The sequence below is a fragment of the Sphingomonas sp. MJ1 (PH-R8) genome, from assembly GCF_048058635.1.
Classification (GTDB): Bacteria; Pseudomonadota; Alphaproteobacteria; order Sphingomonadales; family Sphingomonadaceae; genus Sphingomonas.
Genome location: NZ_JBBEFX010000002.1, coordinates 137,423 through 161,852, shown reverse-complemented (window position 1 = coordinate 161,852; position 24,430 = coordinate 137,423). Strand labels below are relative to the sequence as shown.

Annotated in this window: 30 protein-coding genes and 1 tRNA gene; 8 read left to right on the top strand and 23 right to left on the bottom strand. The window is 70.4% G+C overall.

Going from position 1 to position 24,430, the window contains the following annotated elements:
* Positions 1 to 15: 15 nt before the first annotated feature.
* A complete protein-coding gene (locus VPH46_RS02460) occupies positions 16 to 912 on the bottom strand; it encodes a LysR family transcriptional regulator (RefSeq protein ID WP_416608589.1) in 897 nt (298 codons plus the stop codon).
* A gap of 91 nt (positions 913 to 1,003) precedes the next feature.
* On the opposite strand from VPH46_RS02460, the gene VPH46_RS02455 reads away from it, so the two are divergent.
* A complete protein-coding gene (locus tag VPH46_RS02455) occupies positions 1,004 to 1,780 on the top strand; it encodes an SDR family NAD(P)-dependent oxidoreductase (RefSeq protein ID WP_416608587.1) in 777 nt (258 codons plus the stop codon).
* 253 nt (positions 1,781 to 2,033) lie between these two features.
* Here VPH46_RS02455 and VPH46_RS02450 read toward each other — a convergent pair.
* A tRNA-Ser gene (locus tag VPH46_RS02450) sits at positions 2,034 to 2,126 on the bottom strand.
* A gap of 165 nt (positions 2,127 to 2,291) precedes the next feature.
* Here VPH46_RS02450 and VPH46_RS02445 point away from each other — a divergent pair.
* The gene (locus VPH46_RS02445; protein WP_416608586.1) at positions 2,292 to 3,026 is read left to right on the top strand and encodes a DUF1134 domain-containing protein; all 735 of its coding nucleotides are present in this window, start codon (positions 2,292 to 2,294) and stop codon (positions 3,024 to 3,026) included.
* 66 nt (positions 3,027 to 3,092) lie between these two features.
* On the opposite strand, the gene VPH46_RS02440 is transcribed toward VPH46_RS02445, so the two are convergent.
* Complete coding sequence (locus VPH46_RS02440; RefSeq protein ID WP_416608584.1) at positions 3,093 to 4,418, bottom strand: dihydroorotase; 1,326 nt, start codon at positions 4,416 to 4,418, stop codon at positions 3,093 to 3,095.
* Between the two features lie 43 nt (positions 4,419 to 4,461).
* On the opposite strand from VPH46_RS02440, the gene VPH46_RS02435 reads away from it, so the two are divergent.
* A complete protein-coding gene (locus tag VPH46_RS02435) occupies positions 4,462 to 5,211 on the top strand; it encodes a YgfZ/GcvT domain-containing protein (RefSeq protein ID WP_416608582.1) in 750 nt (249 codons plus the stop codon).
* A gap of 260 nt (positions 5,212 to 5,471) precedes the next feature.
* On the opposite strand, the gene VPH46_RS02430 is transcribed toward VPH46_RS02435, so the two are convergent.
* From VPH46_RS02430 to VPH46_RS02355, 16 genes are all read right to left on the bottom strand, one after another.
* The gene (locus VPH46_RS02430; RefSeq protein ID WP_416608580.1) at positions 5,472 to 6,542 is read right to left on the bottom strand and encodes an OmpA family protein; all 1,071 of its coding nucleotides are present in this window, start codon (positions 6,540 to 6,542) and stop codon (positions 5,472 to 5,474) included.
* A gap of 106 nt (positions 6,543 to 6,648) precedes the next feature.
* Positions 6,649 to 7,158 carry a DUF2793 domain-containing protein gene (locus tag VPH46_RS02425; protein ID WP_416608578.1) on the bottom strand — a complete coding sequence of 170 codons (510 nt, stop codon included), beginning with the start codon at positions 7,156 to 7,158 and terminating at the stop codon, positions 6,649 to 6,651.
* A gap of 12 nt (positions 7,159 to 7,170) precedes the next feature.
* Positions 7,171 to 9,324: a phage tail protein gene (locus tag VPH46_RS02420; protein WP_416608576.1), complete on the bottom strand. Its 2,154-nt coding sequence runs from the start codon at positions 9,322 to 9,324 to the stop codon at positions 7,171 to 7,173.
* Positions 9,324 to 9,731, bottom strand: a complete 408-nt coding sequence (locus VPH46_RS02415) for a peptidoglycan endopeptidase (protein ID WP_416608574.1) — start codon at positions 9,729 to 9,731, stop codon at positions 9,324 to 9,326. Before VPH46_RS02415 ends, VPH46_RS02420 begins: the two co-directional genes overlap by 1 nt.
* On the bottom strand, positions 9,728 to 10,540 hold the full coding sequence (locus VPH46_RS02410) for a DUF2163 domain-containing protein (RefSeq protein ID WP_416608572.1): 813 nt from the start codon (positions 10,538 to 10,540) through the stop codon (positions 9,728 to 9,730). The genes VPH46_RS02415 and VPH46_RS02410 overlap by 4 nt, the downstream gene beginning before the upstream one ends.
* Positions 10,537 to 12,825: a TIGR02217 family protein gene (locus tag VPH46_RS02405; RefSeq protein ID WP_416608570.1), complete on the bottom strand. Its 2,289-nt coding sequence runs from the start codon at positions 12,823 to 12,825 to the stop codon at positions 10,537 to 10,539. Before VPH46_RS02405 ends, VPH46_RS02410 begins: the two co-directional genes overlap by 4 nt.
* Before the next feature lie 13 nt (positions 12,826 to 12,838).
* Positions 12,839 to 13,402, bottom strand: a complete 564-nt coding sequence (locus tag VPH46_RS02400) for a tail tape measure protein (RefSeq protein ID WP_416608568.1) — start codon at positions 13,400 to 13,402, stop codon at positions 12,839 to 12,841.
* Entirely contained in the window at positions 13,395 to 13,553 is a 159-nt protein-coding gene (locus tag VPH46_RS02395; RefSeq protein WP_416608815.1) for a phage tail assembly chaperone, read from the bottom strand. The genes VPH46_RS02400 and VPH46_RS02395 overlap by 8 nt, the downstream gene beginning before the upstream one ends.
* A gap of 38 nt (positions 13,554 to 13,591) precedes the next feature.
* On the bottom strand, positions 13,592 to 13,909 hold the full coding sequence (locus VPH46_RS02390) for a gene transfer agent family protein (RefSeq protein ID WP_416608566.1): 318 nt from the start codon (positions 13,907 to 13,909) through the stop codon (positions 13,592 to 13,594).
* The gene (locus VPH46_RS02385) at positions 13,906 to 14,313 is read right to left on the bottom strand and encodes a phage major tail protein, TP901-1 family (protein WP_132882384.1); all 408 of its coding nucleotides are present in this window, start codon (positions 14,311 to 14,313) and stop codon (positions 13,906 to 13,908) included. The genes VPH46_RS02390 and VPH46_RS02385 overlap by 4 nt, the downstream gene beginning before the upstream one ends.
* 15 nt (positions 14,314 to 14,328) lie before the next feature.
* On the bottom strand, positions 14,329 to 14,730 hold the full coding sequence (gene gp17, locus VPH46_RS02380; RefSeq protein WP_416608564.1) for a tail completion protein gp17: 402 nt from the start codon (positions 14,728 to 14,730) through the stop codon (positions 14,329 to 14,331).
* On the bottom strand, positions 14,727 to 14,942 hold the full coding sequence (locus tag VPH46_RS02375; RefSeq protein ID WP_416608562.1) for a hypothetical protein: 216 nt from the start codon (positions 14,940 to 14,942) through the stop codon (positions 14,727 to 14,729). The genes gp17 and VPH46_RS02375 overlap by 4 nt, the downstream gene beginning before the upstream one ends.
* The gene (locus tag VPH46_RS02370) at positions 14,939 to 15,490 is read right to left on the bottom strand and encodes a head-tail connector protein (RefSeq protein ID WP_416608560.1); all 552 of its coding nucleotides are present in this window, start codon (positions 15,488 to 15,490) and stop codon (positions 14,939 to 14,941) included. The genes VPH46_RS02375 and VPH46_RS02370 overlap by 4 nt, the downstream gene beginning before the upstream one ends.
* 73 nt (positions 15,491 to 15,563) lie before the next feature.
* Positions 15,564 to 16,622, bottom strand: a complete 1,059-nt coding sequence (locus VPH46_RS02365) for a phage major capsid protein (RefSeq protein ID WP_416608558.1) — start codon at positions 16,620 to 16,622, stop codon at positions 15,564 to 15,566.
* Positions 16,623 to 16,691: 69 nt separating this feature from the next.
* A complete protein-coding gene (locus tag VPH46_RS02360; RefSeq protein ID WP_416608556.1) occupies positions 16,692 to 17,066 on the bottom strand; it encodes an HK97 family phage prohead protease in 375 nt (124 codons plus the stop codon).
* The gene (locus VPH46_RS02355; protein ID WP_129341646.1) at positions 17,063 to 17,371 is read right to left on the bottom strand and encodes a DUF6127 family protein; all 309 of its coding nucleotides are present in this window, start codon (positions 17,369 to 17,371) and stop codon (positions 17,063 to 17,065) included. The genes VPH46_RS02360 and VPH46_RS02355 overlap by 4 nt, the downstream gene beginning before the upstream one ends.
* A gap of 28 nt (positions 17,372 to 17,399) precedes the next feature.
* On the opposite strand from VPH46_RS02355, the gene VPH46_RS02350 reads away from it, so the two are divergent.
* Positions 17,400 to 17,555: a hypothetical protein gene (locus VPH46_RS02350; RefSeq protein ID WP_416608554.1), complete on the top strand. Its 156-nt coding sequence runs from the start codon at positions 17,400 to 17,402 to the stop codon at positions 17,553 to 17,555.
* Here the strand turns inward: VPH46_RS02350 and VPH46_RS02345 are convergent.
* Positions 17,552 to 18,697 (bottom strand): phage portal protein, encoded by a 1,146-nt coding sequence (locus tag VPH46_RS02345; RefSeq protein WP_416608552.1) that lies wholly within the window; start codon positions 18,695 to 18,697, stop codon positions 17,552 to 17,554. The genes VPH46_RS02350 and VPH46_RS02345 overlap by 4 nt on opposite strands.
* Before the next feature lie 29 nt (positions 18,698 to 18,726).
* Between VPH46_RS02345 and VPH46_RS02340 the strand changes: the two genes are divergently transcribed.
* A complete protein-coding gene (locus tag VPH46_RS02340) occupies positions 18,727 to 18,942 on the top strand; it encodes a hypothetical protein (RefSeq protein ID WP_125961742.1) in 216 nt (71 codons plus the stop codon).
* Between the two features lie 7 nt (positions 18,943 to 18,949).
* Here the strand turns inward: VPH46_RS02340 and VPH46_RS02335 are convergent, their stop codons facing one another.
* Positions 18,950 to 20,230 carry a DNA-packaging protein gene (locus VPH46_RS02335; protein WP_416608813.1) on the bottom strand — a complete coding sequence of 427 codons (1,281 nt, stop codon included), beginning with the start codon at positions 20,228 to 20,230 and terminating at the stop codon, positions 18,950 to 18,952.
* A 26-nt stretch (positions 20,231 to 20,256) separates the two neighbouring features.
* Positions 20,257 to 20,754: a hypothetical protein gene (locus VPH46_RS02330; RefSeq protein WP_416608550.1), complete on the bottom strand. Its 498-nt coding sequence runs from the start codon at positions 20,752 to 20,754 to the stop codon at positions 20,257 to 20,259.
* Between the two features lie 179 nt (positions 20,755 to 20,933).
* On the opposite strand from VPH46_RS02330, the gene VPH46_RS02325 reads away from it, so the two are divergent.
* The 3 genes from VPH46_RS02325 to VPH46_RS02315 all read left to right on the top strand — a co-directional run bounded on the left by VPH46_RS02325 (position 20,934) and on the right by VPH46_RS02315 (position 23,455).
* Entirely contained in the window at positions 20,934 to 21,938 is a 1,005-nt protein-coding gene (locus VPH46_RS02325; RefSeq protein WP_416608549.1) for a bile acid:sodium symporter family protein, read from the top strand.
* 55 nt (positions 21,939 to 21,993) lie between these two features.
* Positions 21,994 to 22,908: a TraB/GumN family protein gene (locus tag VPH46_RS02320; RefSeq protein ID WP_416608547.1), complete on the top strand. Its 915-nt coding sequence runs from the start codon at positions 21,994 to 21,996 to the stop codon at positions 22,906 to 22,908.
* Positions 22,909 to 22,972: 64 nt separating this feature from the next.
* Positions 22,973 to 23,455, top strand: coding sequence for a DUF1440 domain-containing protein (locus VPH46_RS02315; RefSeq protein ID WP_416608545.1), 483 nt, complete (start codon positions 22,973 to 22,975; stop codon positions 23,453 to 23,455).
* Between the two features lie 113 nt (positions 23,456 to 23,568).
* On the opposite strand, the gene VPH46_RS02310 is transcribed toward VPH46_RS02315, so the two are convergent.
* Positions 23,569 to 24,324, bottom strand: a complete 756-nt coding sequence (locus tag VPH46_RS02310; RefSeq protein ID WP_125961747.1) for an exonuclease domain-containing protein — start codon at positions 24,322 to 24,324, stop codon at positions 23,569 to 23,571.
* Positions 24,325 to 24,430 lie beyond the last annotated feature (106 nt).

Sequence of the window (24,430 nt, the reverse complement as noted above, 5' to 3'; positions counted from 1 at the left end):
GTGTCCCCCGCCCTCTCAGCGCGAGGGTTGCGACAGAAAGCCGATCAGCGCCTTCAACGCGGGCGCGATGTGTCGACCCTTGGGAAAATACAGCTGCCACCCCGGAAACGTCGGGCACCAATCGTCGAGCACCCGCAGCAGCCGTCCGGTGGCGAGATGATCGGCCACCGTCGCTTCGGTCAGATAGGCTAGGCCAGCGCCGTCCAGCGTCGCCGCGATCAACAGGTCCGGGTCGTTGGAGGCAAGAGGGCCGTCGAGGGACAGTGCCACCGTTTCGCTGCCCCGAACGAACTCCCACGGCAGCAGTCGGCCGCTGAACGGCTGGCGGTAGTTGAGCCAGCGAAAGCGGTGAAGATCGTCGGGCGAGCCGGGTATGCCGTGGGCCGCAAGATACGCGGGCGAACTCACGACGACGCCACGCAGCGATCCGCTCACCGCAACCGCATCCATGTCCCGCCGTACCTGATCGGCCAGGCGGATGCCGGCGTCGAACCCATCCGCGACGCTGTCCACCAGAGCGTCGTCGACGGTGACCTCCAGGCGGACCTTGGGGAAACTCGCCAGAAAAGAGCCCAGGATGGGAGCCAGAACCATTTGCGCGGCGACGCGCGGTACGGTCAGGCGCACCAGTCCGGACGGCGCAGCAGCGCCGGTGGCGATCTCCTGCACGGCGCCCTTGATATCGGCGAACGCGGGCGCCAGTCCATCGTGCAGGCGCTGCCCGGCTTCCGTCAGGGAGACGCTGCGGGTCGTTCGGTTGACGAGTCTCGCGCCGAGCCTTGCTTCCAACGCCCGTACCGTGTGGCTGATTGCGGAAGGAGACACCGCCAGCGCATCGGCCGCGCGGCGGAAGCTGCGTTCGCGCGCGACGGCGAGAAACGCCTCCAACTCTGCATATTCCACGCCGCGCATTGCTGTTTCCTGTTCAGGAGTGTGTTGCTGGAAGAGTCGATTGTTTCGGTCACGACATCAACGATCTTGTGCGCGGACAAAGGAGATCCGCATGACGAATCCCAACATCGGCAGGCTGGCAGGTAAGGTTGCCTTGGTGACCGGCGCCGGCAGCGGCATCGGAAGGGCGGCCGCGATTCTGTTCGCCCGGGAAGGCGCGGCGGTCGCCCTGGCAGGGCGGCGCGAAGCTCCGTTGGTCGAAGTGGCGGAGGCGATCGAGCATGCAGGGGGTCGGGCGGTGGCACTGCCGACCGACGTTTCGGACGAGCAGGCCGTCGAGCGGCTGATTGCAGACGTGGAGAACAGGCTGGGGCCGCTCGACGCCGCCTTCAACAACGCCGGCACGCTGGGCGCGTACAAACCCATCGTCGAGATGACCGCCGAGGATTTCGACACTGTCATCGCCACCAACCTACGCGGCGTATGGCTGTTGGCTCGTACAGAGATCAGGGCGATGATTGCCTCCGAGCGTCGGGGCAGCATCGTGAACACATCGTCCTTCGTCGCCGAGGCGGCGACGCCGGGCATGTCAGCCTATGCTCCCAGCAAAGCCGGCCTGGACGCACTCGCACGCGCGCTTGCGCTTGAGGTGGGCCCGCGGGGTATTCGGGTAAACAACGTCGCACCGGGCGTGATCCGCACACCGATGTCGGCGGGCCTGAGCGCCGAAACATATCGCGCGCTTGCAGACCAGGCTGCCCTCAAGCGCCTCGGCGAACCAGAGGACGTGGCGGCGGTCGCCGTCTGGCTCTGCACCGCGGAAGCCGGTTTCGTCACCGGCCAGACGATCCTGAGCGATGGGGGGTTCTCGATACCGGGCCTGCGTTAGCCGATGATCCCCTGCGACGGGCGATCGGTCGGGCTGTCCGGTTTCGTGATCATCCTGGAAAACGCTGGCCGCAGCTATCCACCTCAACCTGCTCGAGAGCTGCCGGCAGATCGAACGACCGCCAGCCAATCGGCTCCCGAGATCGGCGCCTGCGGCAAATTATGGTGAAGGCGTTCGCCAGAAGCCACATCGAAGTGGGTGCCGAAGTGGGCTAAACCCCAGGGTTGGGAGATACCTCAGGATCAATCAGTTCTGGCGGAGACGGAGGGATTCGAACCCTCGGTACCAGTAATCCCGGTACGGCGGTTTAGCAAACCGCTGGTTTCAGCCACTCACCCACGTCTCCGGGAACCGGCCTTGAGGGCGCGGCTATAGCCAGCATGCGAGCAGGGATCAACTGGGGTCGCATCGCTTTTCGAGCGCGTGTAGGACTCGGATCGTCGCGCCATTCATTGCAGCGTAAGCGGCAGGCGCGGATAGAGGATGGAACTGAATTCTCCGGGGGAGTGGCATGCGTAGGTTTTGGCTGATGCTGGGAAGCGTTGCGGTGGCGATGGCCACGCCCGCGGCCGCGCAGATGCGCACTGTCGATCCCAATGAGGCAATCGATAGCGATCTCGATTCGGCACCCCGGACGCAACAAGCCGCGCCGGCTGCCGAGCCGGACCCCGCAGTCGCGCCGCAGGCGGACTATCCCGCCCAGCAGGCACCGTCCACGCCCGGCCCCGCCCCCGCGGCTCCCGGCGCCACCATGGCATCGGCGGACACCTACAAGCGCGACGACCTGATCGACGCCGCCGAGGGGGTGTTCGGCAAGGGCGCCGAGGGCCTGGCCGGCCTCCTCGAGAACATCCTCAAGGATCAGGGTGAGCCCAACGCCTATATTGCGGGCCGCGAGGCGGCCGGCGCGTTCGTCGTCGGGCTGCGCTACGGCTCCGGCGTGATGAGCCACCGGGTGGAGGGCCAGCGGCCGGTCTATTGGACGGGCCCCTCGGTCGGGTTCGACGTGGGCGGCGACGCGACCAAGGTGTTCGTGCTGGTCTACAACCTCTACGATTCGCAGGAACTCTACAATCGTTTCCCGCAGGCGGAAGGGCGCGCCTATTTCGTCGGCGGATTCTCGGCGAGCTACCTGCGCCGCGGGGACGTGGTGCTGATCCCGGTGCGCCTCGGCGTGGGTTGGCGGCTCGGCGCCAACATCGGCTATATGAAGTTCACCGAGAAATCGAAGTGGATGCCCTTCTGATCCGAGCATCCCAGGCTTGAAGGCCGCGGGACACGCCCGCGGCCGCTCCGTTCAGCCTCGGCTCGCTCAGCCGAAGTCCACCGCCTCGAAGTGCAGCGGCGCGCCGATTGCCTGTGAGGCGAGTTGCCCCTCCCACATCACCTGCTGGCCCCGGATGATCGTGCCGATGGGCTGACCCGTCAGCGTCATGCCCGTGAACGGGGACCAGCCCGCACGCGACGCCAGCCAGGGCTCCTCCACCGTCCAGCGCTTCTTCAGGTCCACGATCGTGAAGTCGGCGTCATAGCCGACCGCGATGCGCCCCTTGCGGACCAGGCCGAAGAGGCGCTGCGGACCTGCGCTCGTCATGTCGATCAGGCGCTGCAGCGTGAGCCTGCCGGCCGCCACATGGTCCAGCATCAGCGGCAGCAAGGTCTGCACGCCCGGCATGCCGCTGGGGCTCGCCGGGTAGGGCTTGGCCTTTTCCTCCAGCGTATGCGGCGCATGATCGGAACCGATCACGTCGGGCACGCCCTGGTTCAGCCAATACCACAGGCCGTCGCGGTGCGCACCGGATCGGATCGGCGGGTTCATCTGGGCATGGGTGCCCAGCCGCGGATAGGCCTCCTCACCCGCCAGCGTCAGGTGCTGCGGTGTGACCTCGCATGAGGCCACGTCCTTGTTCTGCCCCAGCAGCTCGAGCTCTGCAGGGGTGGTGACGTGCAGCACATGGATCCGCCGGCCCGCCTCCCGCGCCAGCCGTAGAATGCGACGCGTCGCGATCATCGCGCTTTCGTCGTCCCGCCACACCGGATGCGAGCGCGGATCGCCCGTCACCCGTTCGCCGGCGCGCGCGTTCATGCGATCCTCGTCCTCGGCGTGAATCGCGACGCGGCGGTGGCCGGAGCGCAGGACGCGGAGCAGGTTCGAATCATCGTCGACCAGCAGGTTGCCCGTCGAAGATCCCATGAAGATCTTCACCCCAGCCGTCCCTGGAAGCCGTTCAAGCTCCGCCAGCTGCTCGGCATTCGCTGCCGTCGCCCCGACGTAGAACGCGTGGTCGCACCACATGCGGTCCTTGGCACGCGCGAGCTTGTCCGCGATCGCCTCGGCGCTGTCGGTGTTGGGATTGGTGTTCGGCATCTCGAACACCGCGGTCACGCCGCCCAGCACGGCCGCGCGGCTGCCGCTTTCCAGATCCTCCTTGTGGACCAGGCCGGGCTCGCGGAAATGCACCTGGGTGTCGATCACGCCCGGCAGGACGTCGAGGCCGGTACAGTCGATCACGGCGCCGGCATCGCCCTGCCCGCCGATCTGCGCCACACGGCCGTCTTGGACCCAAAGTTCCTGCGCGGCAGGTCCGCCGGGCAGGTGAACGGTGCCGCCTGCCAGTTTGAGGTCAAAGCTTGCCACGGTCGCCCTTTCGTCTGCTGCACCGCCTCCCTACCTTGCCGGCATGACGGAAACCAGACCTGGCACTTGGCTTGCCGACCGTGCGTTGCTCCGCGTCGGCGGAGCGGAAGCGCGTCCCTTCCTCCAGGGGCTGGTGACGCAGGACGTCGGCACCGTGGCTCCGCAGACGCCACGCTGGTCCGGACTGCTGACGCCGCAGGGCAAGGCGCTCTTCGACTTCATCCTGTGGGATGATGGCGATGCCGTGCTGATCGACTGCGAGGCGGCCCAGGCAGAGGCGCTGGCCCGGCGGCTGATGCTGTACCGGCTGCGCCGGCCGGTCACGATCGAGCCGGTCGCCGATGGCGTGCATTGGAGCCCGGATGGGGAGGAGGGGGTTGCGGACCCGCGCCTTGCGGAACTTGGTCGCCGCTGGCTGGCGCCAGCAGCCGCGCCGGCCGGAAGCTGGATTGCGCACCGGCTCGCACTCGGCGTGACGGAGGGCGTCGCCGAACTGGGGCAAGACAAGACGCTGTGGCTTGAGTGCAACGCACGAGAGCTCGGGGGCGTCAGCTTCACCAAAGGCTGCTACGTCGGGCAGGAGAACACGGCGCGGATGCACCACCGGTCCAAGGTCAACCGTCGCCTGGTGGTTGCCCCCATCGGCGAGGCCGGCGATCGCACGCGTGCGACCTATCCGGACCTGTCTCTGATGGTGGAACATCGGCGCGTCGATGCGCTCGGCGATGCCATCATGCCCGGCTGGCTGACCGAAGCCCTCGCGTCCGACAGCGAGGAAAGCGCCGCGTCCTGACGGAAGGCGGCGCATCGCTTCTAAACGCGGCAGGCTGGCCACCACGCCCGGGTTTCAAACCGTTGCGGCACTCCCCGTCCGGCGGGTTTGCGCGAGAGCGAGCGTCCACCAGCGGCAAAACGTCTGACGGTAAGGTCGCAGCCGCGGATGCGACAGGTCTGCCTGCGCCTGGAATCGCCGCTTCCGTTCTACCGTAGACAAAGAAAAAGGGAGGCCGGTTGCCCGACCTCCCCAATTTCCATTCGACCAGAAGGTCGAACTTACATGCCCGAACCCGGACCGTAGGTGATTTCCACGCGACGGTTCTGGAGTTCGCGCACGCCGTCGGCGGTCTCGACGCGCGGACGGCTCTCGCCGAACGCTTCCGAGGAGATCACGCCACCCGGGATACCGCGACCCTCGAGGTACGCACGGACCGAGTCCGCACGGCGCTGCGAGAGGCCGACGTTGTACGAGGCTGCGCCCGAACGGTCGGCGTGACCGGCCAGCATGACCTGCGCGTTGCCGCACGACTGGTAGTTCGAGATGGCGTTGTCGAGGATGCCAGCCGCTTCCGGCGTGATGTCCGACTTGTCCCATTCGAAGAACACGATGTACGGCCCCGGGGTGCACACCGTCTGCGGCGGCGGCGGAGCAGCCGGCTCACCGAAGTTGAAGGTCAGGCCACCCAGGATGCTGTGCGACCGGAAACGACCGTCGTAGCCACGACCCGTCACGTCGACGAGGTTGACGTCCTCAGCGTTGAAGAAGCGGTACTTCAGCGACACGTCCACGTTCTCGGACAGCGGCGCGCGGATACCCGCGATCGCCTGCCATGCGAAGACCGTGTCGGAGTCGTCGAGGAACGAGCCGTTCTCGTTGAGGCGATAATCGCTCGCCTTGACGCGTGCGATACCGGCACCGGCGCCGACGAAGCCCGACACGCCGTCGTCTTCGCCGAAGTCGAGCATGGCGTTACCCATGAACGACAGGGCCGAGGTGCTGCCGCCGGCGTCATAGTCGCCTGCGGCGGCCGAGCCGAGACCGCCTGCAGCACCGTAGACCGGGATTGCGGTGGTGGAACGATAGCTGTCGAGCGATGCGCTGCGATAGCTGACCTCGGCTTCAACGCGGAACGCGCCGAAGTCGTAACCGACAAAGCCACCGACGTCATAACCATAGTCGTGGTCGACGGTGGAGGTGCCACCAGCCGGCGTCGAGAGGTCATAGTCGATATCTTCGACGATCATCGCGCCGCCTTCCACGCCCACGTACCACGCGTTGTCGCGGGCAAGGGCGGGAGTCGAAAGCGCAGTGGTCGCGAGCGCCAATGTGACGGCAAGCTTCCGCATTCTATTCCCCTTTCATGGTTGTCCTACGGACAGCGCAAACTCCCTACTTCGGCCTTCGTTTCCGCGCAAGCGAACAAAAACCAGCAGTGTTGCGGAACTGCAACAGCTATTCGGCGTTGCCGGCCACCAATCCATGAGCACGAAGCGCCTCCAGCACCAGCGAAAGCGCGGCGCGCGCTTCGACGTCCACGACCATGCCGCCGCTCGGGCCGGCAATCGCGGGGCGTCGTCCACCAACCACCTGGTCTCCCCCCACCATCAGGCGCGTGCCGTGCACCTCGCCGGTGACCCAGCCACCCCCCAGCCACCGCACGGGAAGCCTGTCGCTGCGACACCAGAGCAGCATGCCTTCGCAACCGCGAAGAAAGCGCCAGCCGCCCTCCGTCCATGCCGCGATGCTGCCCGCCTGCCCGGCCCAGGCATCGACCGGTGCATCGCCGAGGATCCAGCATTGGCCGGCACTCGGTGCGTCAGGCGGCTGGTTGCGCCCAACCTCCTCCACCGCCGGGTGCAGCAACACGTCGAGTGCCAGCAGGGCCTCGTTGTGCGTCATCTCCTTCTGCGCCTGTCCGGCATGAAGCATCGGCAGCGCCAAGCGAGCGGTCGTATCGATCATGGGAACCTCGCGTCAGCAAAGGGTCAGAACGGCGGGAGCGGACGGGCCGTGGGTGCCGATCTGCCGCACCTCGATCCGGCAGGCACCGGACGCGCGTGCGGGCGGCAGGGTCAGCCGGGGCACCGGGCAATCGATCGCGGTCGCGCCGCCCTCGGCGCGGAGCACGCGCACTGCATAAGCTTCCGCATCCTCGCCCAACGGCACCTCGACGCCATCGCGCCACTGCCAGCCGGAGCGGCTGCGTCGAACCCACTCGAGCTGCAAGGCGCCGTCGGCGAGAGCGGTGCCTCTCAGGTGCACGGGCGACGGCGGAAGGCGCCACTTGCCCGTGACGGCCACCTCCGCGGACACACCTTCCGCACTATCGTCGATCCCGATCGCACGCAGCCGAAGCCGGGCGCCATTGCCGCTACGGCGGGGCTCCAGGCTGCGCAGGGCTTCGGGACGGATCAAGGCGAAGCCATCGCCCATCCGCTGGCTGCCGATCGCCGCCTCGGTACCGCGCCGACCGCGCCACAGCCGTCGCAATCGCCAGCGCCTGGGCGCAACCTGCACGGCCTCGGCGAACTGGAGCAACTCGTCGCCCACCATCGCCAAGTTCGCGCCCAGGTCGAGCGCCGCACCACTGGCCCCCGCCAGCGTCATTGCGTCGTGCGGGAAATCCACTTCCAGGGTCGAACGCCGATCCTCCACCGTCGCCGGAACCGCTTCGGGAACCCTCACGAGCGTCCCCAGAACGGCGGGTGCCGCAGTGCCACCGGCCGCTTCCCAGCTTTGGCCTGCATCCTCGCTCACCAGCAGGGCGGCGCGGCGCCACCCCGGCAGCATCCCCGAAGCGAGCACTGCCACCTGCGCCACCTCCATCGTGCGCTCGTCGATCGGGGGCAGTTCGAACGCCATCAGACGCGTAGGCCCGTGCAACGTATCGGGAGCGAGGGTCCCCCGCCCGCCCGAAGCCGCACGCGTGGGAATCGCCGCGCCCACGATCCGCATCAGGTCGAGCGTCAGCACCATGTGCTCGAGCGTCCAGCCTTGCACCCGCCACTGGCCGGCTTCGCCCTCGATCTGCACCCGGTCCCCCGGGACGATGGCGGCGTGGCTCCAGTCGAGGCACACCCGCCGCGTTTCCCGCGCCAGATCCAGCGCGTCGACGGCACGCGCGGCGAGCCCGCGCGCATGCTCGGGAGCGATCACGGCCGGCAGCTCGATCCGGACGCCCCGCCCGGTCGCACCGGAGCGAACGGCACGCTGAACCCCGGTCTGGTAGTCGCGCGCCGCCTCATAATAGCCGATCGTCACCTCGGCGGGCGCCTTGTCGCTCGCCGCGATCGTCCGCACGCCCCGGCCCGGCCCCGCCCCATCCACGCGTGCAGCCAGGTCTCCGATGGTGGTCGCGTGGCCGGCGTCGGCGCGCACCCCGTCCTCGCCGATCCAATAACCCGCCGGCGTCAGCAGCGTTTCCACCGCCGCGCGCACGCTGTCCCCCTGCGCCGAATAGCCGACCAGCGGCAGCGCCCCCTCGCCGGCACCGATGTTGCCGCCGCTCAGTTCCTGGATCACGGCGCCCGCAGTCACCGGCTCCGGGTCGGCGTCCACTTCGAAGGTCAACGACGGGATGCGGTTGCCGAAGTCGGCGAGTTGCAGCCCTTCGAACACCGCATAGGCGCAGCCCCGATGTGCAGGTGCCAGGCCGTGCCCCTCCACTGCCGCGATCAGCGGGTCCGGCTGCTGCGCCTCGTCCCCCGGATACAGGCGAAAGCCGGTCTGCGCCTTCCAGTCGCCGGCCGCGCCCCTCAACAGCTTGCCGTCCGCCCAGATTCGCCGGACGCCCTGGATCGGACGCCCCGACAACAGCACCGCGAAATTCGCCGAATAGCTGTAGCGCGTGACGCTCGGCTGCCCCTTGCCCGCGCTGTCGCTGCTGCGCGTCTCAACCAGTTCGGTCGCCCAGATCACAGATCCCGCCACCCGCATGGTCCCGAACACCCGCGGAATCTGGGTTGCATAGGATGAGGTCTGCACCGCCAGTTCGGTGAGCCGCGGGCCTTGCCGTCCCTTGGCTCCCCACAGGCTGCCGTCCACGGCGCGGCCGAGCGTCGCTCCCAGCGCCGCTCCGATCGGCCCGCCCACCGCTCCGCCGACCACCGTCAGCACCAGCGTCGCCATCAGCCCTCTCCTCCTTGCCAGCGCCACGTCCCCACCACCGGAAAGGGCAGCGCCCCCGGACGCTCGACCACGCGCCGGAGCATCGCGTCGGCGTGGATGACGCCGTCCTCGCTCAGGATCGCCAGGTGCAGCTGGCCCGCACCGGGCCGGAGCAGCACCACATCGCCCGGTTCGCCATCCGCGATCGGCACCAGGCCCGCTGCGCGCAGCAGGGCTTCCACCTTCGCGACGTCGCCCGATCGAAGCGCGTAATCGGCAGGCACGCTCCCCGGATGCCCGTCCGCTGCCAGCGCCACCGCCACCAGGCCCACGCAATCGAGGCCGAGCGCGGGGTCTCGCCCTTGCAGGCGGAACCGGCTTCCCACCGCCCGCCGCGCCCCGGCGACGATCCGCAGATTGCCGCTCATGCGCCGGGATAGCGGGTGAGCAGGTCGATCCCCGGCAGATAGGGTTCACCGCGAAAGTTGATCGCGTTGGCGAAGCGGGCGGCACAGGTCTCCAGCCTCTTGTCGCACCCTTCGACCAGCTCCAGCAGCTCGCCTCCGGCGACGGGCAGCGGCGGCACGCGCTCCAGCGTCAGGGTCGCGCCATCGGACGCGGCGATCGCCGCCTCCAGCCCCGCATTGGCGCCGCCGAACCAGCGCAGTCGGCCTGCGCCATAGGCATCCGCGGCCGGCTCCACCCGGTCGAGCGTCAGCTGCCGCCCTTCCGATGCGACCACGCGCGCAAACCGCCGCCTGCCGGCCATGGGGACGCGGCAGCGCCGATCGCCCAAGCGCGCGCGGCAGCCTGGTGAGGTTTCCTCCACCACCGCCTGTTCCAGCGCGAACGCCGCGCCACGCAGCTCCGCGGTGAACGCGCCGTCCGCCGTCTCGACAGCGCCCAATCGCCCCTCGCCCAGCAGCAGCGGTTCCGTGGGCCGCGTCCAGTCGACCGCAAACACGGCGATCCGCGCGCCATCCCATCGCCCGGCGAGCAGGTCGGTCTCGCCGATGGCGTCCATGCTGAGGGGCCCGCTCGCCTCCATGTCGTCGGCATCCATCAAGTCGCCGCGCCGGATCGCAGACGGCGTCATCCCCGGCGCGGCGCGATAGCGCAGGCCCTCCACGATCACGTCGCGATCATGCGCCGTCAGCCCGATCGTTACGCCGTCGCTGCGCTCCAACCGCCAGCACAAGGTGGTCGTGGTGAGCGCCCCCTCAAGCCAGCCGCTCATGCCTCCCGCAACTCGATCAGCGGCACCGAAGGCGCCGCCCCCGCCAGGAACGTCGCGCGGTTTACCGCCAGCCGATCCTCCGCAAAGCGCACCGGCACGTCGAAGCGGAAACCCGCCGTCACCAGGGCTCCGGCGGGCGGGGCGATGTCCAGTGCCACCGCCCCGCCGGATTCCACGGAGAAGCCGTGCGTCTCGAGCCCATCCACGGCCACCCGGACGCTGCCGGCCACGGGCCGCGTGATCCGCCGCGCCACCTCGCCATAGTGCTTCACGAGCGGGAAGCGCGTCGTGATGCCATCCCCGATCCCGATCGGCTGGTCTCCGGGGCTGACATCCTCGCCGGAACTATTGTCGAAGGGGTCCGTCAGTCGGAACCCGCGCGCCGGCCCCATCCGAGCGCGGAAGAAAGCGAGCAGCGTCGCGATGTCCGCCTCGGATCGCACGCCCGGCCCCACATCGTAGCGGGTCCGCGGCTGTGCCCAATCCGCGTTCCGCTTCTCCGCGCCACCCGCGCTGGTGACGATCGCGGTCGACAGCTCCGGCGCCACCTCGGCCTCTCGCCCCAGCGCCAGTGGAAAGCGCACGTCGTCGAACGCCTGCATCGCATCCCCTCCCTCGTCGAAGTGCACGAAGCCGTCACGGATCACCTGCGGCAGCGCCCAGACGAAAGTCGCCGCCACGCCGCGTGCCCGCGCCGTCTCCGCAGCCCGGTCGATCGCCTGCCATTGTCCGGCATCTTCGGGCCGCAGCACGAAGCCTGCGAAATACTGTTGGCGCTCGGGCGGATAGCCCAGCCGCGCCTCGGCCGCTGCGATCCCGCGCGCGGTCGCCGCGACATCGCCAACGGCCGCCCAGTCGTAATCCTCCAGCTGGAGCACGTCGAACGCGGGTGAGGCCCAGCCGATCGGCAGGTTCGCGCGCTTGAGCTCGGGCGCCGCCGCATCGAGCACTGTCGGCAGATAGGCGAGCAGCAGCGTCTCCGCCTCGGGCGCCACCTCCCGCACCGCCCCCGTCAGCGTGGCCGTCGACGCCGCCAGCACCGCACCGGCGCGGTCGAGCAACGCCGTCTGCGCATCGTCGAGCGGCCCTCGCACGCTCGGGATCTCGACCGGATCGAGCAGCGCCTGCGCGGCCGCGTCGTACAGGCACGGCCGCCCGTCCGGCATCACCCACCACCACGGCTCGCCCACTTGGAACCGGACGGCGAGCCCCGCCTCGATCGCCAGCCGCACGAACGCCTGCGCCACCTGCTGCAGATACGCCATCGCGCCACCATGCGCCGGCGAGAGCAGCGCCGACGGCGGCTCCCACCCGGTCAGCGCCGGCGATCCATCGTCTGCACGCTGCTTCCAATCGCCCCAGCAATGCTGGTCGAGCAGCTCGTAGGACAGCGACCAGATCACGCCATAGCCAAGCGCCCGCGCCTCCGCGGCGAAATGCCGGTGCCAGGCCACGCACGGCGTGTTGAGCACGCCCCCTGCCAGGCTCGCGTACAGGCTCCCGCCGTTCGCCTTGAGCCGGAAATAGTGGCTCATCCCGACATAGTGGACGATGCTGCCGCGATACCCCAGGTGCAGCGCATTGCGCAGCAGCCGAGCCGGCGTCAGGTGGTAGCTGTCGTCATAGCCGCTCGCGATCGACAGGCCATGCTCGGGCAGGATCGGCGCCCCGATCGCCAGCACCGAGTCCGGCCCGTCGCAGGCGATCTCGGACAGCTCGACCCATCCTTCCGCCGGCCCCGGCAGCAACGCGTCCTCGCCATCATAGTCCGGCGCCACCAGCGACACGAACATGCGGTCGACATCCCCCGCCCACACCGGGTCCGCGTCGGTGGAAAGCTCGAACCCGCCGGTCGCAGTGGCGAAGTCGATCTCCACCACCGCGTCCTCGGGCGTGCCGGAGGCATAGTTCCACAGCCGCACATACCAGGCCCGCGGGGTGCCGGCAGCGTCGCGCCCCTCGATCGTCAGCACGGGCCCATGCACCGCGTCCAGCGGCCGCACCCCGCCCGATCGCCAGCGGAAGCGCAGGCGACACCGGCGATAGTCGCGCTCGGTCGCATAGCCGAGCAGCGGGTGGTCGTGCTGGTCCTCCGACTCCCAGATCAGTCCCGCGAGATCGTCCCTGCGGTAGAACACCGCATCCACCCGCAAAGCATCCGGGCCGGTCGACACGATCGAGGCCATCATCGGCCGCGGAAAGTTCACCGTCCAGAAGCGCGGGTCGAAGCGGGTGAGCACATCCTCCGCCTGCACGGTCCGCCCGCGCGCCAGCCAATATCCCATGAAGCTCTCCCGCTCAGTCGAGGTCCACCAGCGCGGCCTTCACCGCACGCGCGACCTGCCGGCCCGATTGCGCCAGCGCGCGCGGGGCCTCGCCCGATCCCGCCTGGATCGAGATCGCAATCCGCACGTCCCGCCCGCCGCCGGCCTGCGGCACCCCGACGCTGCCGCTGCTGGTGGGCACGAACAGTTCCGGCCCGCGCTCGCCGACCCAATAGGGCCGCTGCGGACTGACCGGGCCGCCCGTGGCCCGCCCCGGCGCGCCGGACACCAGCCCCAGCAACGATCCCAGCAACCCGCCCCCGCTCGCCGCTCCGCCCAGCAGCGTGTCCAGCCCGCTGCGCATCGCGCCCGCGGCGATCTCGCCCAGCACCTGGTTGGCGATCCGCCCCAGGTCCTCGAAGCCCATCGATCCGCTGCGCACCGCCCGCACCAGCGTCGTCTCCAGCGCCCGCCCAGCCCGGTCGACGCCGCTCGCGAATGGCCCCTCCAGGCTGTTCTGCATTGCCGTCACATCGCGCGCGAAGCCGGCGGTATCGGCGCGCACCGACACCACCAGCCGCTCGATTTCCTCATCCATCGGGGAATGCCTCCATCAGCCGGGCAAGCGTGCCCGCATCGGGCGGCGCCGTGCCCGCCTCGCCGCCCGCCGCCTTCACCAGCGCGCCGAGCTCGGCAGGAGTCGCCCGCCAGAAGGTGTCAGGGCTCCAGCCGAACCACAGCCCCGCCATCCCCGCCAACCGCGCCGCCGCGTCGGCGAAGCGCTCGCTCACCGTCCGCCCAGGATCTGCGCCAGCAACTGCCGCAACGCCGGCGTCGCCGCCGCCAGCCCGCCCGCCACTACCGCCTCGCCCAGCGCCTCCCGGGTCAGCGCCTCGGGCCGCTCGCGCAGGCAGTGCCAGAACAGCGCCACCAGTTCGCCGAGCGCCAGCTTCCCCGCCGCCGCCCGCTCAACCAGCGCGAACAACGGCCCCAGCTCGCCCTCGGCCGCAACCAGCGCGGCGAAGCTCGGCCGCAACACCAGCCGCTCGCCCGCAACCCGCAGCTCCGCCTCACCGCGCACCGGATTGGCCGGTTCCCCGCTCATGCGGACACCACCGCACCGGAGCTTTCCAGCGCCAGCGTGTAGCTGCGCTCGCCGTTGTAATCCCCGGCGTAGTCGAGCCGGGTCAGCAGGAACCGCCCGGTCATCGTCTCCCCGCTCTCGAAGCTCAGCCGATAGTCATCGATCGTGCCCGCCAGCGCATTCGCCTTCAGCCGAGCCTCCGCCGCCGATCCGGTGAACACTCCCGCACCCGACACACTGACCGATCGCACACCGGCTCCCGACAGCAGTTCGCGCCACCCGCCGGAATCCTTGGACGTGATCGCCACCGCCTCGCCGTTGATCGACAGCTGCGTCGTGCGCAGCCCCGCCACCGTGGTGAAGCCGGGCGGCACCTGGCCGTCGCCCACCTTCAACAGGAACGCGCTTCCCTTTTCCGCCGCCATGTCTTGCCTCCTTCGTCACTGCATCCGCAGCATGCGCACCCGATATTCGTTGGTGCCGGCCCACAGCCCTTCGCCCTCCCGCACGATGCGGCTGCGCACCGGCACCAGGCTCGCGATCCGCCAGCCCTCGCCCAAGTCGCGCGGCAGCGCTTCGACGGCCGCATCCACCTCACCCGCCAGCACGCGCAGCCGCACCGGCCGCTCGCCCGCGTCGCGCAGCACGATCGCGATCCGGCCTTCCCGGCCCGCCATGTCCTTGGTGCTCCAGTCGGTCAGCAGCGCCTCCGCCACCTCCGCATAGGGCCGCGCCGCGCGCACCGGCGGCGCATCGAACACCGCCGTCACCAGCCGCATGACGCCGGCATGCGCGGTCAGCGCCGCCACCAGCGCCTCGCCCAGCACCGTCTGCGCGCTCATCGCTCCGCCCCCAGCCAGCGCACCCGCGCATCCTCTATCCGGCGCCGCCACAGCCCGCGCCCTTCGATCGTCACGGAGTCGTCGTCGCTCTCGACCCGAATCCCCCGCACCCCGGCCGCACCGCCCCGCGCAGCCTCACCGATCCGCGCCACCGCCGCCGCGACCGCATGCGCGCCCGCCGTCTCGCCGCGCGCCAGCAGCCGCGCCCTCATCGCCGCACCTCCGGCGCCAGCCGCAGTCGCCGCCACGGCCGCCACAGCGCCGCCACCGCCGCCGGCGGCTCCCCGCCCGCGTTGCCGCTGGCGAACAGATGCGCGATCAGCAGCACCATGCCTTGCGCAATCGGCGCCGGCAGCGCCTCCCAACCCTCGGCCAGCCCCGCGCGAAAGCCGATGCGTAGCCGCCCCGCGCTGCCGGGAAGCATCGCCTTCACCCAGCCGACACCATCGGCGGTCAGGTCGATCGCATAGCTTCCGGCCGGCAGGGGAAAGGCGCTGCCCTCCGCCGGCAGGCCGTCGACCCGGGTGATCGCCGTCACCGGCTGCACCGGCAGCGGCGTCCAGCGCGCCGTCGCCGGCACCACCGCCTGCCAGTCGCGCGCGATCAGCGCATGGCCCGTGAACGTCTCGCACACCGCAAAGGCAGTCGCGGCGGCCTGCTCCAGCACCGCCTGCTCGCTCGTCGCCGCCATGCGCAGGTGCGCAAGCGCGGCCGCGCAGGCGGCAGCGATCGCCGCCTCCGGGATGGGTGGCGTCTCCATGGGGCAGCTCCGTGATGGTTGGGCAGGAAGAAGGGTCCGGCGCAGGTGCTCCCCGCGCCGGACAAGCGGTCGCTTAGGCCGCGGCGAACTTCATCAGCTTGATCGCCTCCGAATTGCTCACCTGCCCGCCCACGCGCTTGGTCGCGTAGAAGTGCACGAACGGCTTGTTCGAATAGGGATCGCGCAGGATCTGCGTCTCCTGCCGCTCCGCGATCAGATACCCCAGCCGGAAGTTGCCGAACGCGATCGACAGGCTGCCCGGCGCGATGTCCGGCATCTCCTCCGCTTCCACCACCGGATAGCCGAGCAACGTATCGGGCTGGCCGGACACGAGTCCCGGCTGCCACAGGAACGCGCCGTCCGCCGTCTTGAGCTTGCGGATGCGGGTCGAGGTCGCCGCATTCATCACGAACACCGCGCCCTGGCGATACGGCGCGCGCAGGCTCTGCACCAGGTCGATCAGCCGGTCCTGCGGCTCGCTGCCGAAATCGCCAGCCTCCCCGCTCGGCAGATACTGCAACGTCCCGAACGCCCGCGCCGCATCGCCTGCCGTGGAGACCGGCTCGCGCAGGAAGCCCTTGGGCTGGTTGATGCCACTGCCGTCGACGAACGCCCGCCCCTCGGCCGCCGCAAACTCGGCCGCGATCTCGCCCGCCAGCCATTCCTCCACGTCGAACGCGGCATCGTCCAGCATCGCCTGGCTCGCCGCCGGATTGGCGTAGAGGTCGCCCATCGGCGGCGACACCTCGTGGAAGGTCGGCGTCGCCGTCTCCGGCCGCGCCGCCGTTTCCGACGCCCAGCCGGACGGCGTGCCGCCGCTCGTCACCAGCTTGCGATAGCCGGCACTCCCGACCTTCACGACGTTGGCGATGGCACGGATCGGGCTCGCCGACTTCAGCAGCGTGTCGATCTGCCGGTCGATCTCGCTCGGCACGGCATAGCCGCCGCTCTCGCCGGTCGTACCGGTGAACGCCTTCATCTCCAGCGTCGCACCGCTGCGCACGAAGCCCTCGAACGCCGCACCGGCCGGCCGGGCCGCCGCCCCCGCCAGCATCGGCCGCGCCGCCGGCGTCCCCGCACCCTCCACGCCTGCGAAGCTCGCCTCCAGCGCATCTGCCTTAGTCTCGATCATCACCGTCTCCTGAAAAAGAAAAGGGCGCCCCACCGGGACGCCCTCACCACGCTTCAAAGCTCCGCGCCGTCACCCCGGCGCCACCGCATGCACCCACGCCAGCGGCTGCATCGGCACCGCCACCAGGCTCACCTCGATCAGCTCCAGCCGCTCCAGCTCGCGCCACCGCCCGTGCCGCGCCGCCTGCACGCGATACCCGAACGACAGCCCACCCAGCGCGCCGTCCCGAACCAGTCGGGCAAGCTCCGGCAGCTCCACGCGCCCGATGACGCGCAGACCCCGGCTGTCCTCCGCGAGTTGCTCGATCCGGCCGACCGGCGCTCCCCGGTGCTGCCACAGCAGCGGCACCGGCCCGGCGCCGGCAAAGGCGCCCGCACGCACCACGTCGCCGCCGCGGTCCGGCACGTCAAAGATCGCGGCGTAGCCGGCAAAGCGCACGCTCATCGCACCCACGCGCCGAAACCGGTCTTCACCGCCACCCCCACCAGCACCAGCGCCAGCAGCATCCGCACCACCCAGCCGATCGCCGCGCGCGCCGCCGATCGCTTGGCATCGCGCCAGGCGGCCAAGAGTTCGCGCAGCTCCTTCATGTCGCCATGGGCGGCCGCGTCCTCCAGCCCCAGCCGGGTGAGCGCACGCGTCGCGCCGACCTCGCCCGCTTCCTCCACCATCGCGCGCAGCGTCGCCAGGTCGGCACCGTCCTGCCGCGCCTGGCCCATCAGCTGCGCCAGCACCTGCGCATTGTCCATCGCCGCCTCCGCCTGTTACGTCCCGGCCATGCGTCGCCGGCTCCGTATCGTCCTGTTCGCCGCATTCGCGGCCCTGGTCTCGATCGCGTTCGTGATGCCCTTCGTCCGCGGCAAGCAATGCGCGGCCCAGGGCGGCCGCTTCGAGCGCACCACCCTCACCTGCACCCTGCCCGTGCGAGGTTAGAGGCCGGCGCCGACGACCGGCCCCACGCCCACCATCGCGCGCTTCTCCTCGCGCGTCAGAAACTCCGCCCCGCTCACTTGGCCCCACAGCCGCTCGCGGTCCTCCGCCAGCGCCGGCACCCGGTCGAGGTCCACCGACAGCGCCGGCTCCGCGAAATGCCCGGCCAATCCTTGGCTCAGCTCCGCCAGGATCCGCTCGGCAAGCGGCAGGATCGACAGCCGCCAGAGCGCCCGGTTGGCCTCGCGATAATTGGCGTAGGTGTTGTCGCCGGGCAGCCCCAGCAGCATCGGCGGCACCCCGAACGCCAGCGCGATCTCCCGCGCCGCCTGTGCCTTCAGCCCGTTGAAGTCCATGTCGGCCGGCGTCAGGCTCATCGCCTGCCACTTGAGCCCGCCTTCCAGCAGCATCGGCCGCCCGGCATTGGCGGCGCCCGCAAAGCCCGCTTCCATCTCGGCGCGGAGCCGGTCGAACTGGTCGCGCGACAGCACGCCGCCGTCGCCGGGGTCATAGACCAGTGCGCCCGAGGGCCGCGCCGCATTGTCGAGCAGCGCCTTGTTCCAGCGCGCCGCCGCATTGTGGACCGCGATCGCTCCCGCCGCCGCGCCCAGGCACCCCAGCCCATAATGATCGTCGAGCGGATGAAACGCCTTGATGTGCACCACCGTCGCCCGCCCGCGGCCATCCTCCGCCGCCAGCCGCTGCACCTGCGCACCCACCCGATAGCGGAACGCCACCGGCCAGCCATTGGCATCCGGCTCCACCGCCACCCGCTCGGGCCGAAGCGCATAGAGCTCGCCCACCCCGCCGCGCCCATCGTCCAGCAACTGCACGAACGCATTGCCGTGCAGCAGCAGCTGCGCCGCGATCGTCTCCACCAGCACCTGGCCTGCCGAGCGCCGGCACACCAGCCGCACCAACTCCCGGTCCGCGCCCGTGACCGGGGCGCCCGCCACGCCCTCTGCCACCATCCGCACCGCGCGCTGCGCGATCGCATTCTCCAGATAGCCCGCGCGCACCTGCGCCTCGTAGCTCGTCGGCCAGCTGCCCAGCGCCGCGACCGATCCGCCCGGCGACAGCGCCGGCCGCCGTCCCTCGCCCACGGCGCCCTGTGCGCCCAGGCTCTTCCTGCCGAACCATTTCATGCTAGCTTCCTCCGCCAAGGAGAGTCTGGATGCCGCAAAGCGCACACTTCGCCCTGTTCCCCGCATCGCTGATGCTGTTCTGGCTGGGCGGCATGTTCGTCTGGGCCGGCTGGCGCATCCGCCGCCAGCAGGTCCGCCCCGCCGGCGGCGAGCCCTATGCCCGCTCCGCCACTCGCCACCTCACCATCGGCGGCAGCGTGTGCGCCGCCGCCTTCGTGCTCCTGTTCCTGTCGCTCTTCACCTGATCCAGGCTCACAGCCCCCGTACCGAGGCAGCCCCGCGGCGGCCGAGCATCAGCTCGTCCATCGCCCACACCAGCGCATCGGCGCGATCGGGGGACCGGCCCGGCCCCTCGTAGCCGCCGCCCGCCACCAACCCGCACAGCTCGTCCTCCAGCGTCGGAAAGGCACCGGCGTGCGCGATCCGTCCGCGCTCGTAGAGTGCGGCGATCGGCTCGGCCCGTGCCGACTTGCCGCGCGAGGCATGCACCAGCCGTACCGGCAGCGCCGCCTCGGCCGTGCGCAGCACCGTCTCCACCATCGCGCCGCCCTGGTTCGCCTCCGCCACCACCCGGTCCGCATCGTGACGCGCGGCGCACGCTGCCACCGCCCGGGCCCAGCCGTCGGGCGTCAGCCCGGACGCACTCGCATCCTCCAACACATAGCCGCGCCCGTCCCCGCCCAGGCCCGCCGCCACGATCCCGCACGCATCCCCGTCCGCACTCGCGGGCGGGTCGACGCCCACCACCACCCGCACCAACTCGGGCGTGGTCGCGACCCGGCACCGCTCGATCAGCCCGCGCGTCCACAGCGCTCCCTGCACATCCTCGAGCAACTCCCCGTCGAGCTCCTGCCGCCCCAGCCGCGTGCCCGCGTACTGCGCCGCCATCGCCTCGACGAAGCTCGCCGGCAGGTGCGGGTTGTCGACCGTCCGCCCATGCGTCTCGTGCACGCCCGGTAGCGTCCGCACCCGCCGCAGCAGCGCGCCCGGCTTGGGGGTGGTGGTCACCACCAGCTGCGGATGCGTGCCCAGCCGCATCCCCATCATCAGATTGTCCCAGGCCGCATCGCCCAGGCGCCACTTGGCGATCTCGTCGCACCAGCCGGCATGGTGCTCGGGTCCGCGCAGCTTCTCGGGCGCCTCCGCCGAATAGGCGAACGCCTTTGCCCCCGAGGCGAAGTGCAGCACGCCTCCCTTCCACAGCATCGGCTCGTCGTCGTGCGCGCTCGCCTGCAACCCGCCCTCGCCGCCCACCATCACCCGGTGCACGTCGTCGAGCGTCGCCCCCACCAGCGCGATCCGCGCCTGGGGGTGGCTGCGCGCGAATTCGGACACCCACTCCGACGCTGCCCGCGTCTTGCCAAAGCCGCGGCCGGCCAGGATCAGCCAGATCCGCCAGCCTTCCGCGGTCGGCAGCTGGCCGGGATGCGCCCAGCGTTCCCAGCGATGCAACAGCTCACGCCGTTGCTCCGGCGACAGGATCGCCAGCGTCGCCGCCTGCGTGGCCGGGTCGGCACGGGCCAGCGCCCGCATCGCCGCCTCGCGCTCCTCCGCCGGGCTCACGCATCGCCCCCCTCCTCAGTCCGGCGCGCCCGCGCCTCCTCCGCCGCATGACGCTTGCTCAGCATCGCCAACCGCTTAAGGATCGCCGCATCCGTCTTGTCCGCCGCGCCCGCGCCCGCCTTGGCGCGCTTGCCCGCGGGCGCCTCCGCCTCGCGCTGCCGCTCGATCAGCCGCAGCGCGAACAGCACGTCCGGCGTTTCCAGCGGTTCGCTCGACGTGCCGGTCAACACCGCGGCCGTACGCTCGATCAGCATCGCCTCCAGCCGGTCGTATCCGACCCGCAGCGCGGCGCGCCAGCCCTCGGCAAAGCCCGCATCGCTCCGGCACGCGGCATAGGCCTGCAGCGGCGCGATCGCGACCGCCTCGGCGGCTGCCTCCACGCTGCCGGTCGCCGCCAGGTGATCCAGGAACGCGCTTTGCACCCCGACCCCGATCGAGCGGGTGCGCCCCGTTCCCGATGCTGCTTCCGATCCCGTCCCGATCTGCCGCGCCATCGCCCCTCCCCCGAACGCAAGACGGCGCCGCAGCCCTTCGGCTCCAGCCCCGCTCGCAATTCCTCAGCGTTCCTGTCTTGTTCCATATCAGCGTGACGATGTCAAGCACTTTGTACCTGTTTGGTTAGTCATCCGGAATCCGCTCGGCGCCCGGGATACTCTCCGGTAGGGAGGCCCGCATGGACTCCTCGCCCCGCCCGCCGCTCCTTCGCCGACTCACCGCCAGCATCGACCGCTACAGCATGCTGCTGATCGCGACCGTGCTGGTGGCGACGCTGCTTCCCTGCCGCGGCCGGGTGGCGGACGGCTTCGCCCTGCTGACGCAGGCGGCGATCGCGCTGCTCTTCTTCCTCCACGGCGCCAAGCTGTCGCGCGCGGCGATCGTCGCCGGCCTCACCGCTTGGCGGCTCCACCTGGTCGTGTTCGCCGCCACCTTCCTGATGTTCCCGCTGCTGGGGCTGGGCGTGGAGTGGGGCTCGTCGTGGTTCCTCTCCCCGGCACTCGCGCAAGGGCTGCTGTTCCTCACCCTCCTGCCCTCCACGGTCCAGTCGTCGATCGCCTTCACCGCCATCGCCCGCGGCAACGTCCCCGCGGCGGTGTGCAGCGCGTCGCTTTCCAACATCGCCGGCATCTTCATCACGCCCGTGCTCGTCGCGCTGCTGATGGGCGTGTCCGCCAGCGGCGGCGACTCGCTTGCCGCCATCGAGGAGATCGCGCTCCAGCTGCTGCTCCCCTTCGTCGTCGGCCATCTCGCCCGGCCGCTCGTCGGTGGCTTCATCGAACGGCACAAGCCGCTGGTCTCCACGGTCGACCGCGGCTCGATCCTGCTCGTCGTCTACACCGCCTTCAGCGCCGCGGTGATCGAGGGGCTGTGGCACCGCGTCCCCGTGTGGCAGCTGGTGCTGGTCACGATCGTCTGCTGCCTGCTGCTCGCGGTGGTGCTGTTCGCCACCCGCACGCTGGCGCGCCGCCTCGGCTTCTCGCGCGCGGACGAGATCGCGATCGTCTTTAGCGGGTCGAAGAAGAGCCTCGCCTCGGGCGTGCCCATGGCGGGCGTGCTGTTCCCGGCAGCCCAGGTCGGCGCGCTCATCCTGCCGCTGATGATCTTCCATCAGCTCCAGCTGCTCGCCTGTGCCGTCATCGCCCGGCGCTATGCCGAGGCCGATCTTCCCGCCGATGCTTGACACAGCCCGCCCGCTCGGGCGCAACACAGGCCCGTCGCCCAAGGATGAGAACCGGATGATCAAGACCCTGCTGCGTGCCGCCGGCCTGTTCGCCTTTGCCGCCTGGACGACGCCGCTCGCCGCGCACCAGGCGGCCGCACCCGCCGCCCAGGCGCAGACGGTCGATGCCGATCCCGCCCTCTGGGTAGTGAAGGACGCGGACACCACCATCTACCTCTTCGGCACCATCCATCTGCTCAAACCCGGCCTCAGCTGGTTCGACGAGGCGGTGAAGACCGCCTTCGACCGAAGCGACGAGCTGGTGCAGGAGATCGTGCTTCCCGATCCACAGGCGGTGCAGAAGGCACTGATCGCAACCGCCATCAACCCCACCGGTCCCGGCCTCGAAGAGCGGCTGCCCGCCGACACCCGCAAGGCCTATCTGGCAGCGCTCGCCGATGTCGGCGTGCCGGCGGCGAGCTTCGACCGCTTCGATCCGTGGTTCGCGGCCACCAACCTGACGGTGCTCAAGCTGGTGAAGGCCGGCTATGATCCCAACAGCGGCGCCGAACAGGCGCTCACCGCCGCCGCCAAGCAGGCGGGCAAGCGCGTGACGGGCCTGGAAACCCTCGAACAGCAGTTCGGCTATTTCGACAGCCTGTCCGAAAAGTCCCAGATCGCCTTCCTCACCGACACCATCAAGCAGTTGCCCGATGCCGAGAAGGAAGTCGGCAAGATGGTGGCCCAGTGGTCGGCCGGCGATCCGGACGCCCTTGCCGAGACGATGAACGAGGGGCTCGACGCGACCCCGGAAGTGGCCAAGATCCTGCTGCTCGACCGCAACGTCCGCTGGGCCAGCTGGATCGCGGATCGCATGGCAAAGCCCGGCACCGTCTTTGTCGCGGTCGGCGCCGGCCATCTCGCGGGCAAGGACAGCGTCCAGGCGCAGCTCGCCGCCCACCGTCTGAAGGCCGAGCGCGTCCCCTATTGATGCGGCCAGGGAGCGGTTCGCGCGAACGCTCGTTGTCGCCACAGCCTCCAGCAAAGGACGCCGCATGGCCGACACCGCTCCCCGCCCCTTCCTCGGCCTCGTTGCCGGCATCGCCGCCGGGGTCGTTGCCTCGGCCGCCATGGCCGGCTTCCAGGCTGCCGCCGCCCGCCTCATGCCCTCCGACAGCGAGGACGATCCCGCGACAGTGAAGGCCGCCGACCGCGTCAGCCGGGCCGCGACCGGCCACCCGGTCGCCGAGCCGAACCGCGCCGCCGCCGGTCAGGCGGTTCATTATCTGGTCGGAGCAGTCCTGGGCGGCATCTACGGCGTGCTCGCGGAATATCAGCCCGCCACTCGCCGGGGTTTCGGCGGCGCCTATGGCCTTGTCACCTCGCTGCTGGTCGACGAAGCCGCCGTCCCGGCCGCGGGCCTGGCGCCCGGCCCATGGCAGGCGTCGCTCGCCAGCCACGGCTACGGCCTCGCCTCGCACCTGGTCTACGGCATGGCTCTGGAAGGCACCCGCACCTTGATCGCCGGCCGCCGCTGAACGCCGGGCGGCACACTCGCCCTCACCCTTCATCGTACCCCGGCGAAGGCCGGGGCCCAGTTGGGGGAACCTAGCGGCTCTAGCGCTCCGGCCGGCCAGAAGGCCTTGCGTACCTACAGCAGCAGCCAATCCTCGCGCGTACGGCCGACCGCGCCACCGTTCTGCCGCCGCGCGAGCTCCTGCTCGGCGGTGTACCGCACGTCCTCGTCGCGGTCGGACAGGAAGCCGTCGAGCGAATCGTCGTCGATCTCCGTCCACTCACGCCCCCGGTCCGGGCCATAACGCACGCGCGGCAGCAGCCCGGGCAGGTTCGACCATTCGATCAGCTGGGCGATGCTCGCTTCGTTCAGCATGTCGCGCAGGTGGAATGCGGTCACATAGGCGTCCGGGAAAGCGCGATGCGCCGGCAGGCCGCGCTCATGCTCGATGCCGTGCGGCCGCCGCCAATAGCGCAGCATCTGGTTGGAAAAGCCCGGCGAGTCCGGCCAAAGCCGCAGCGCGCATTTCCAGGTGCAGATCCAGTCGGCGCCATGGGTCAGCGGCGCCGTGCAGAACTTCTGCTCGAAATCCGCCCGGTGCGCCGCCAGCGCGATCCGGCGGGGATAGGGATCGAGCACCCGCCGCGCGACGTCATGCCAATAGGGCGCGTCGGCGACCTGCTCGTCCAGGATATGGTGGATGGCCTGGGTGACGGGCGGGATCATCCGGCCCGGATTGACGAGCTGCGATCCGCCCTCGCCCACCAGTTCCCAGCGCCCGTCCTCGCCCAGCGCCACATCCTGCCAGCCGATCTCGCACACCCCATGCGCGGGGGGTGCGTTGCCGGTGGTTTCGAGGTCGATGACGCGAACGATCTGGGGGGAAGCCATGGCCCCGAAATGGGGCAGCCGGGCGCGAATTGCCAGCCCGCGCGTTCCAGACCGCTCGCCGCTTGCCGCGACAGGCAGCGGGCCGGGCGCCCTCGCCCGGCCCGCA

Excerpts from the sequence above, each read along its gene's own strand:
- VPH46_RS02420 (WP_416608576.1), bottom strand. The coding sequence starts at position 9,324 with ATGGCGACGCTGGTGCTGACGGTGGTCGGCGGAGCGGTGGGCGGGCCG.
- VPH46_RS02375 (WP_416608562.1), bottom strand. The coding sequence starts at position 14,942 with ATGAGGGCGCGGCTGCTGGCGCGCGGCGAGACGGCGGGCGCGCATGCG.
- VPH46_RS02425 (WP_416608578.1), bottom strand. The coding sequence starts at position 7,158 with ATGATCGATACGACCGCTCGCTTGGCGCTGCCGATGCTTCATGCCGGA.
- VPH46_RS02385 (WP_132882384.1), bottom strand. The coding sequence starts at position 14,313 with ATGGCGGCGGAAAAGGGAAGCGCGTTCCTGTTGAAGGTGGGCGACGGC.
- VPH46_RS02355 (WP_129341646.1), bottom strand. The coding sequence starts at position 17,371 with ATGGACAATGCGCAGGTGCTGGCGCAGCTGATGGGCCAGGCGCGGCAG.
- VPH46_RS02345 (WP_416608552.1), bottom strand. The coding sequence starts at position 18,697 with ATGAAATGGTTCGGCAGGAAGAGCCTGGGCGCACAGGGCGCCGTGGGC.
- VPH46_RS02335 (WP_416608813.1), bottom strand. The coding sequence starts at position 20,230 with ATGCGGGCGCTGGCCCGTGCCGACCCGGCCACGCAGGCGGCGACGCTG.
- gp17 (WP_416608564.1), bottom strand. The coding sequence starts at position 14,730 with ATGAGCGCGCAGACGGTGCTGGGCGAGGCGCTGGTGGCGGCGCTGACC.
- VPH46_RS02390 (WP_416608566.1), bottom strand. The coding sequence starts at position 13,909 with ATGAGCGGGGAACCGGCCAATCCGGTGCGCGGTGAGGCGGAGCTGCGG.
- VPH46_RS02360 (WP_416608556.1), bottom strand. The coding sequence starts at position 17,066 with ATGAGCGTGCGCTTTGCCGGCTACGCCGCGATCTTTGACGTGCCGGAC.
- VPH46_RS02320 (WP_416608547.1), top strand. The coding sequence starts at position 21,994 with ATGATCAAGACCCTGCTGCGTGCCGCCGGCCTGTTCGCCTTTGCCGCC.
- VPH46_RS02430 (WP_416608580.1), bottom strand. The coding sequence starts at position 6,542 with ATGCGGAAGCTTGCCGTCACATTGGCGCTCGCGACCACTGCGCTTTCG.
- VPH46_RS02415 (WP_416608574.1), bottom strand. The coding sequence starts at position 9,731 with ATGAGCGGCAATCTGCGGATCGTCGCCGGGGCGCGGCGGGCGGTGGGA.
- VPH46_RS02410 (WP_416608572.1), bottom strand. The coding sequence starts at position 10,540 with ATGAGCGGCTGGCTTGAGGGGGCGCTCACCACGACCACCTTGTGCTGG.
- VPH46_RS02400 (WP_416608568.1), bottom strand. The coding sequence starts at position 13,402 with ATGGATGAGGAAATCGAGCGGCTGGTGGTGTCGGTGCGCGCCGATACC.
- VPH46_RS02310 (WP_125961747.1), bottom strand. The coding sequence starts at position 24,324 with ATGGCTTCCCCCCAGATCGTTCGCGTCATCGACCTCGAAACCACCGGC.
- VPH46_RS02445 (WP_416608586.1), top strand. The coding sequence starts at position 2,292 with ATGCGTAGGTTTTGGCTGATGCTGGGAAGCGTTGCGGTGGCGATGGCC.
- VPH46_RS02315 (WP_416608545.1), top strand. The coding sequence starts at position 22,973 with ATGGCCGACACCGCTCCCCGCCCCTTCCTCGGCCTCGTTGCCGGCATC.
- VPH46_RS02325 (WP_416608549.1), top strand. The coding sequence starts at position 20,934 with ATGGACTCCTCGCCCCGCCCGCCGCTCCTTCGCCGACTCACCGCCAGC.
- VPH46_RS02460 (WP_416608589.1), bottom strand. The coding sequence starts at position 912 with ATGCGCGGCGTGGAATATGCAGAGTTGGAGGCGTTTCTCGCCGTCGCG.
- VPH46_RS02395 (WP_416608815.1), bottom strand. The coding sequence starts at position 13,553 with ATGGCGGGGCTGTGGTTCGGCTGGAGCCCTGACACCTTCTGGCGGGCG.
- VPH46_RS02350 (WP_416608554.1), top strand. The coding sequence starts at position 17,400 with ATGCGTCGCCGGCTCCGTATCGTCCTGTTCGCCGCATTCGCGGCCCTG.
- VPH46_RS02405 (WP_416608570.1), bottom strand. The coding sequence starts at position 12,825 with ATGGGATATTGGCTGGCGCGCGGGCGGACCGTGCAGGCGGAGGATGTG.
- VPH46_RS02330 (WP_416608550.1), bottom strand. The coding sequence starts at position 20,754 with ATGGCGCGGCAGATCGGGACGGGATCGGAAGCAGCATCGGGAACGGGG.
- VPH46_RS02435 (WP_416608582.1), top strand. The coding sequence starts at position 4,462 with ATGACGGAAACCAGACCTGGCACTTGGCTTGCCGACCGTGCGTTGCTC.
- VPH46_RS02455 (WP_416608587.1), top strand. The coding sequence starts at position 1,004 with ATGACGAATCCCAACATCGGCAGGCTGGCAGGTAAGGTTGCCTTGGTG.
- VPH46_RS02365 (WP_416608558.1), bottom strand. The coding sequence starts at position 16,622 with ATGATCGAGACTAAGGCAGATGCGCTGGAGGCGAGCTTCGCAGGCGTG.
- VPH46_RS02370 (WP_416608560.1), bottom strand. The coding sequence starts at position 15,490 with ATGGAGACGCCACCCATCCCGGAGGCGGCGATCGCTGCCGCCTGCGCG.
- VPH46_RS02340 (WP_125961742.1), top strand. The coding sequence starts at position 18,727 with ATGCCGCAAAGCGCACACTTCGCCCTGTTCCCCGCATCGCTGATGCTG.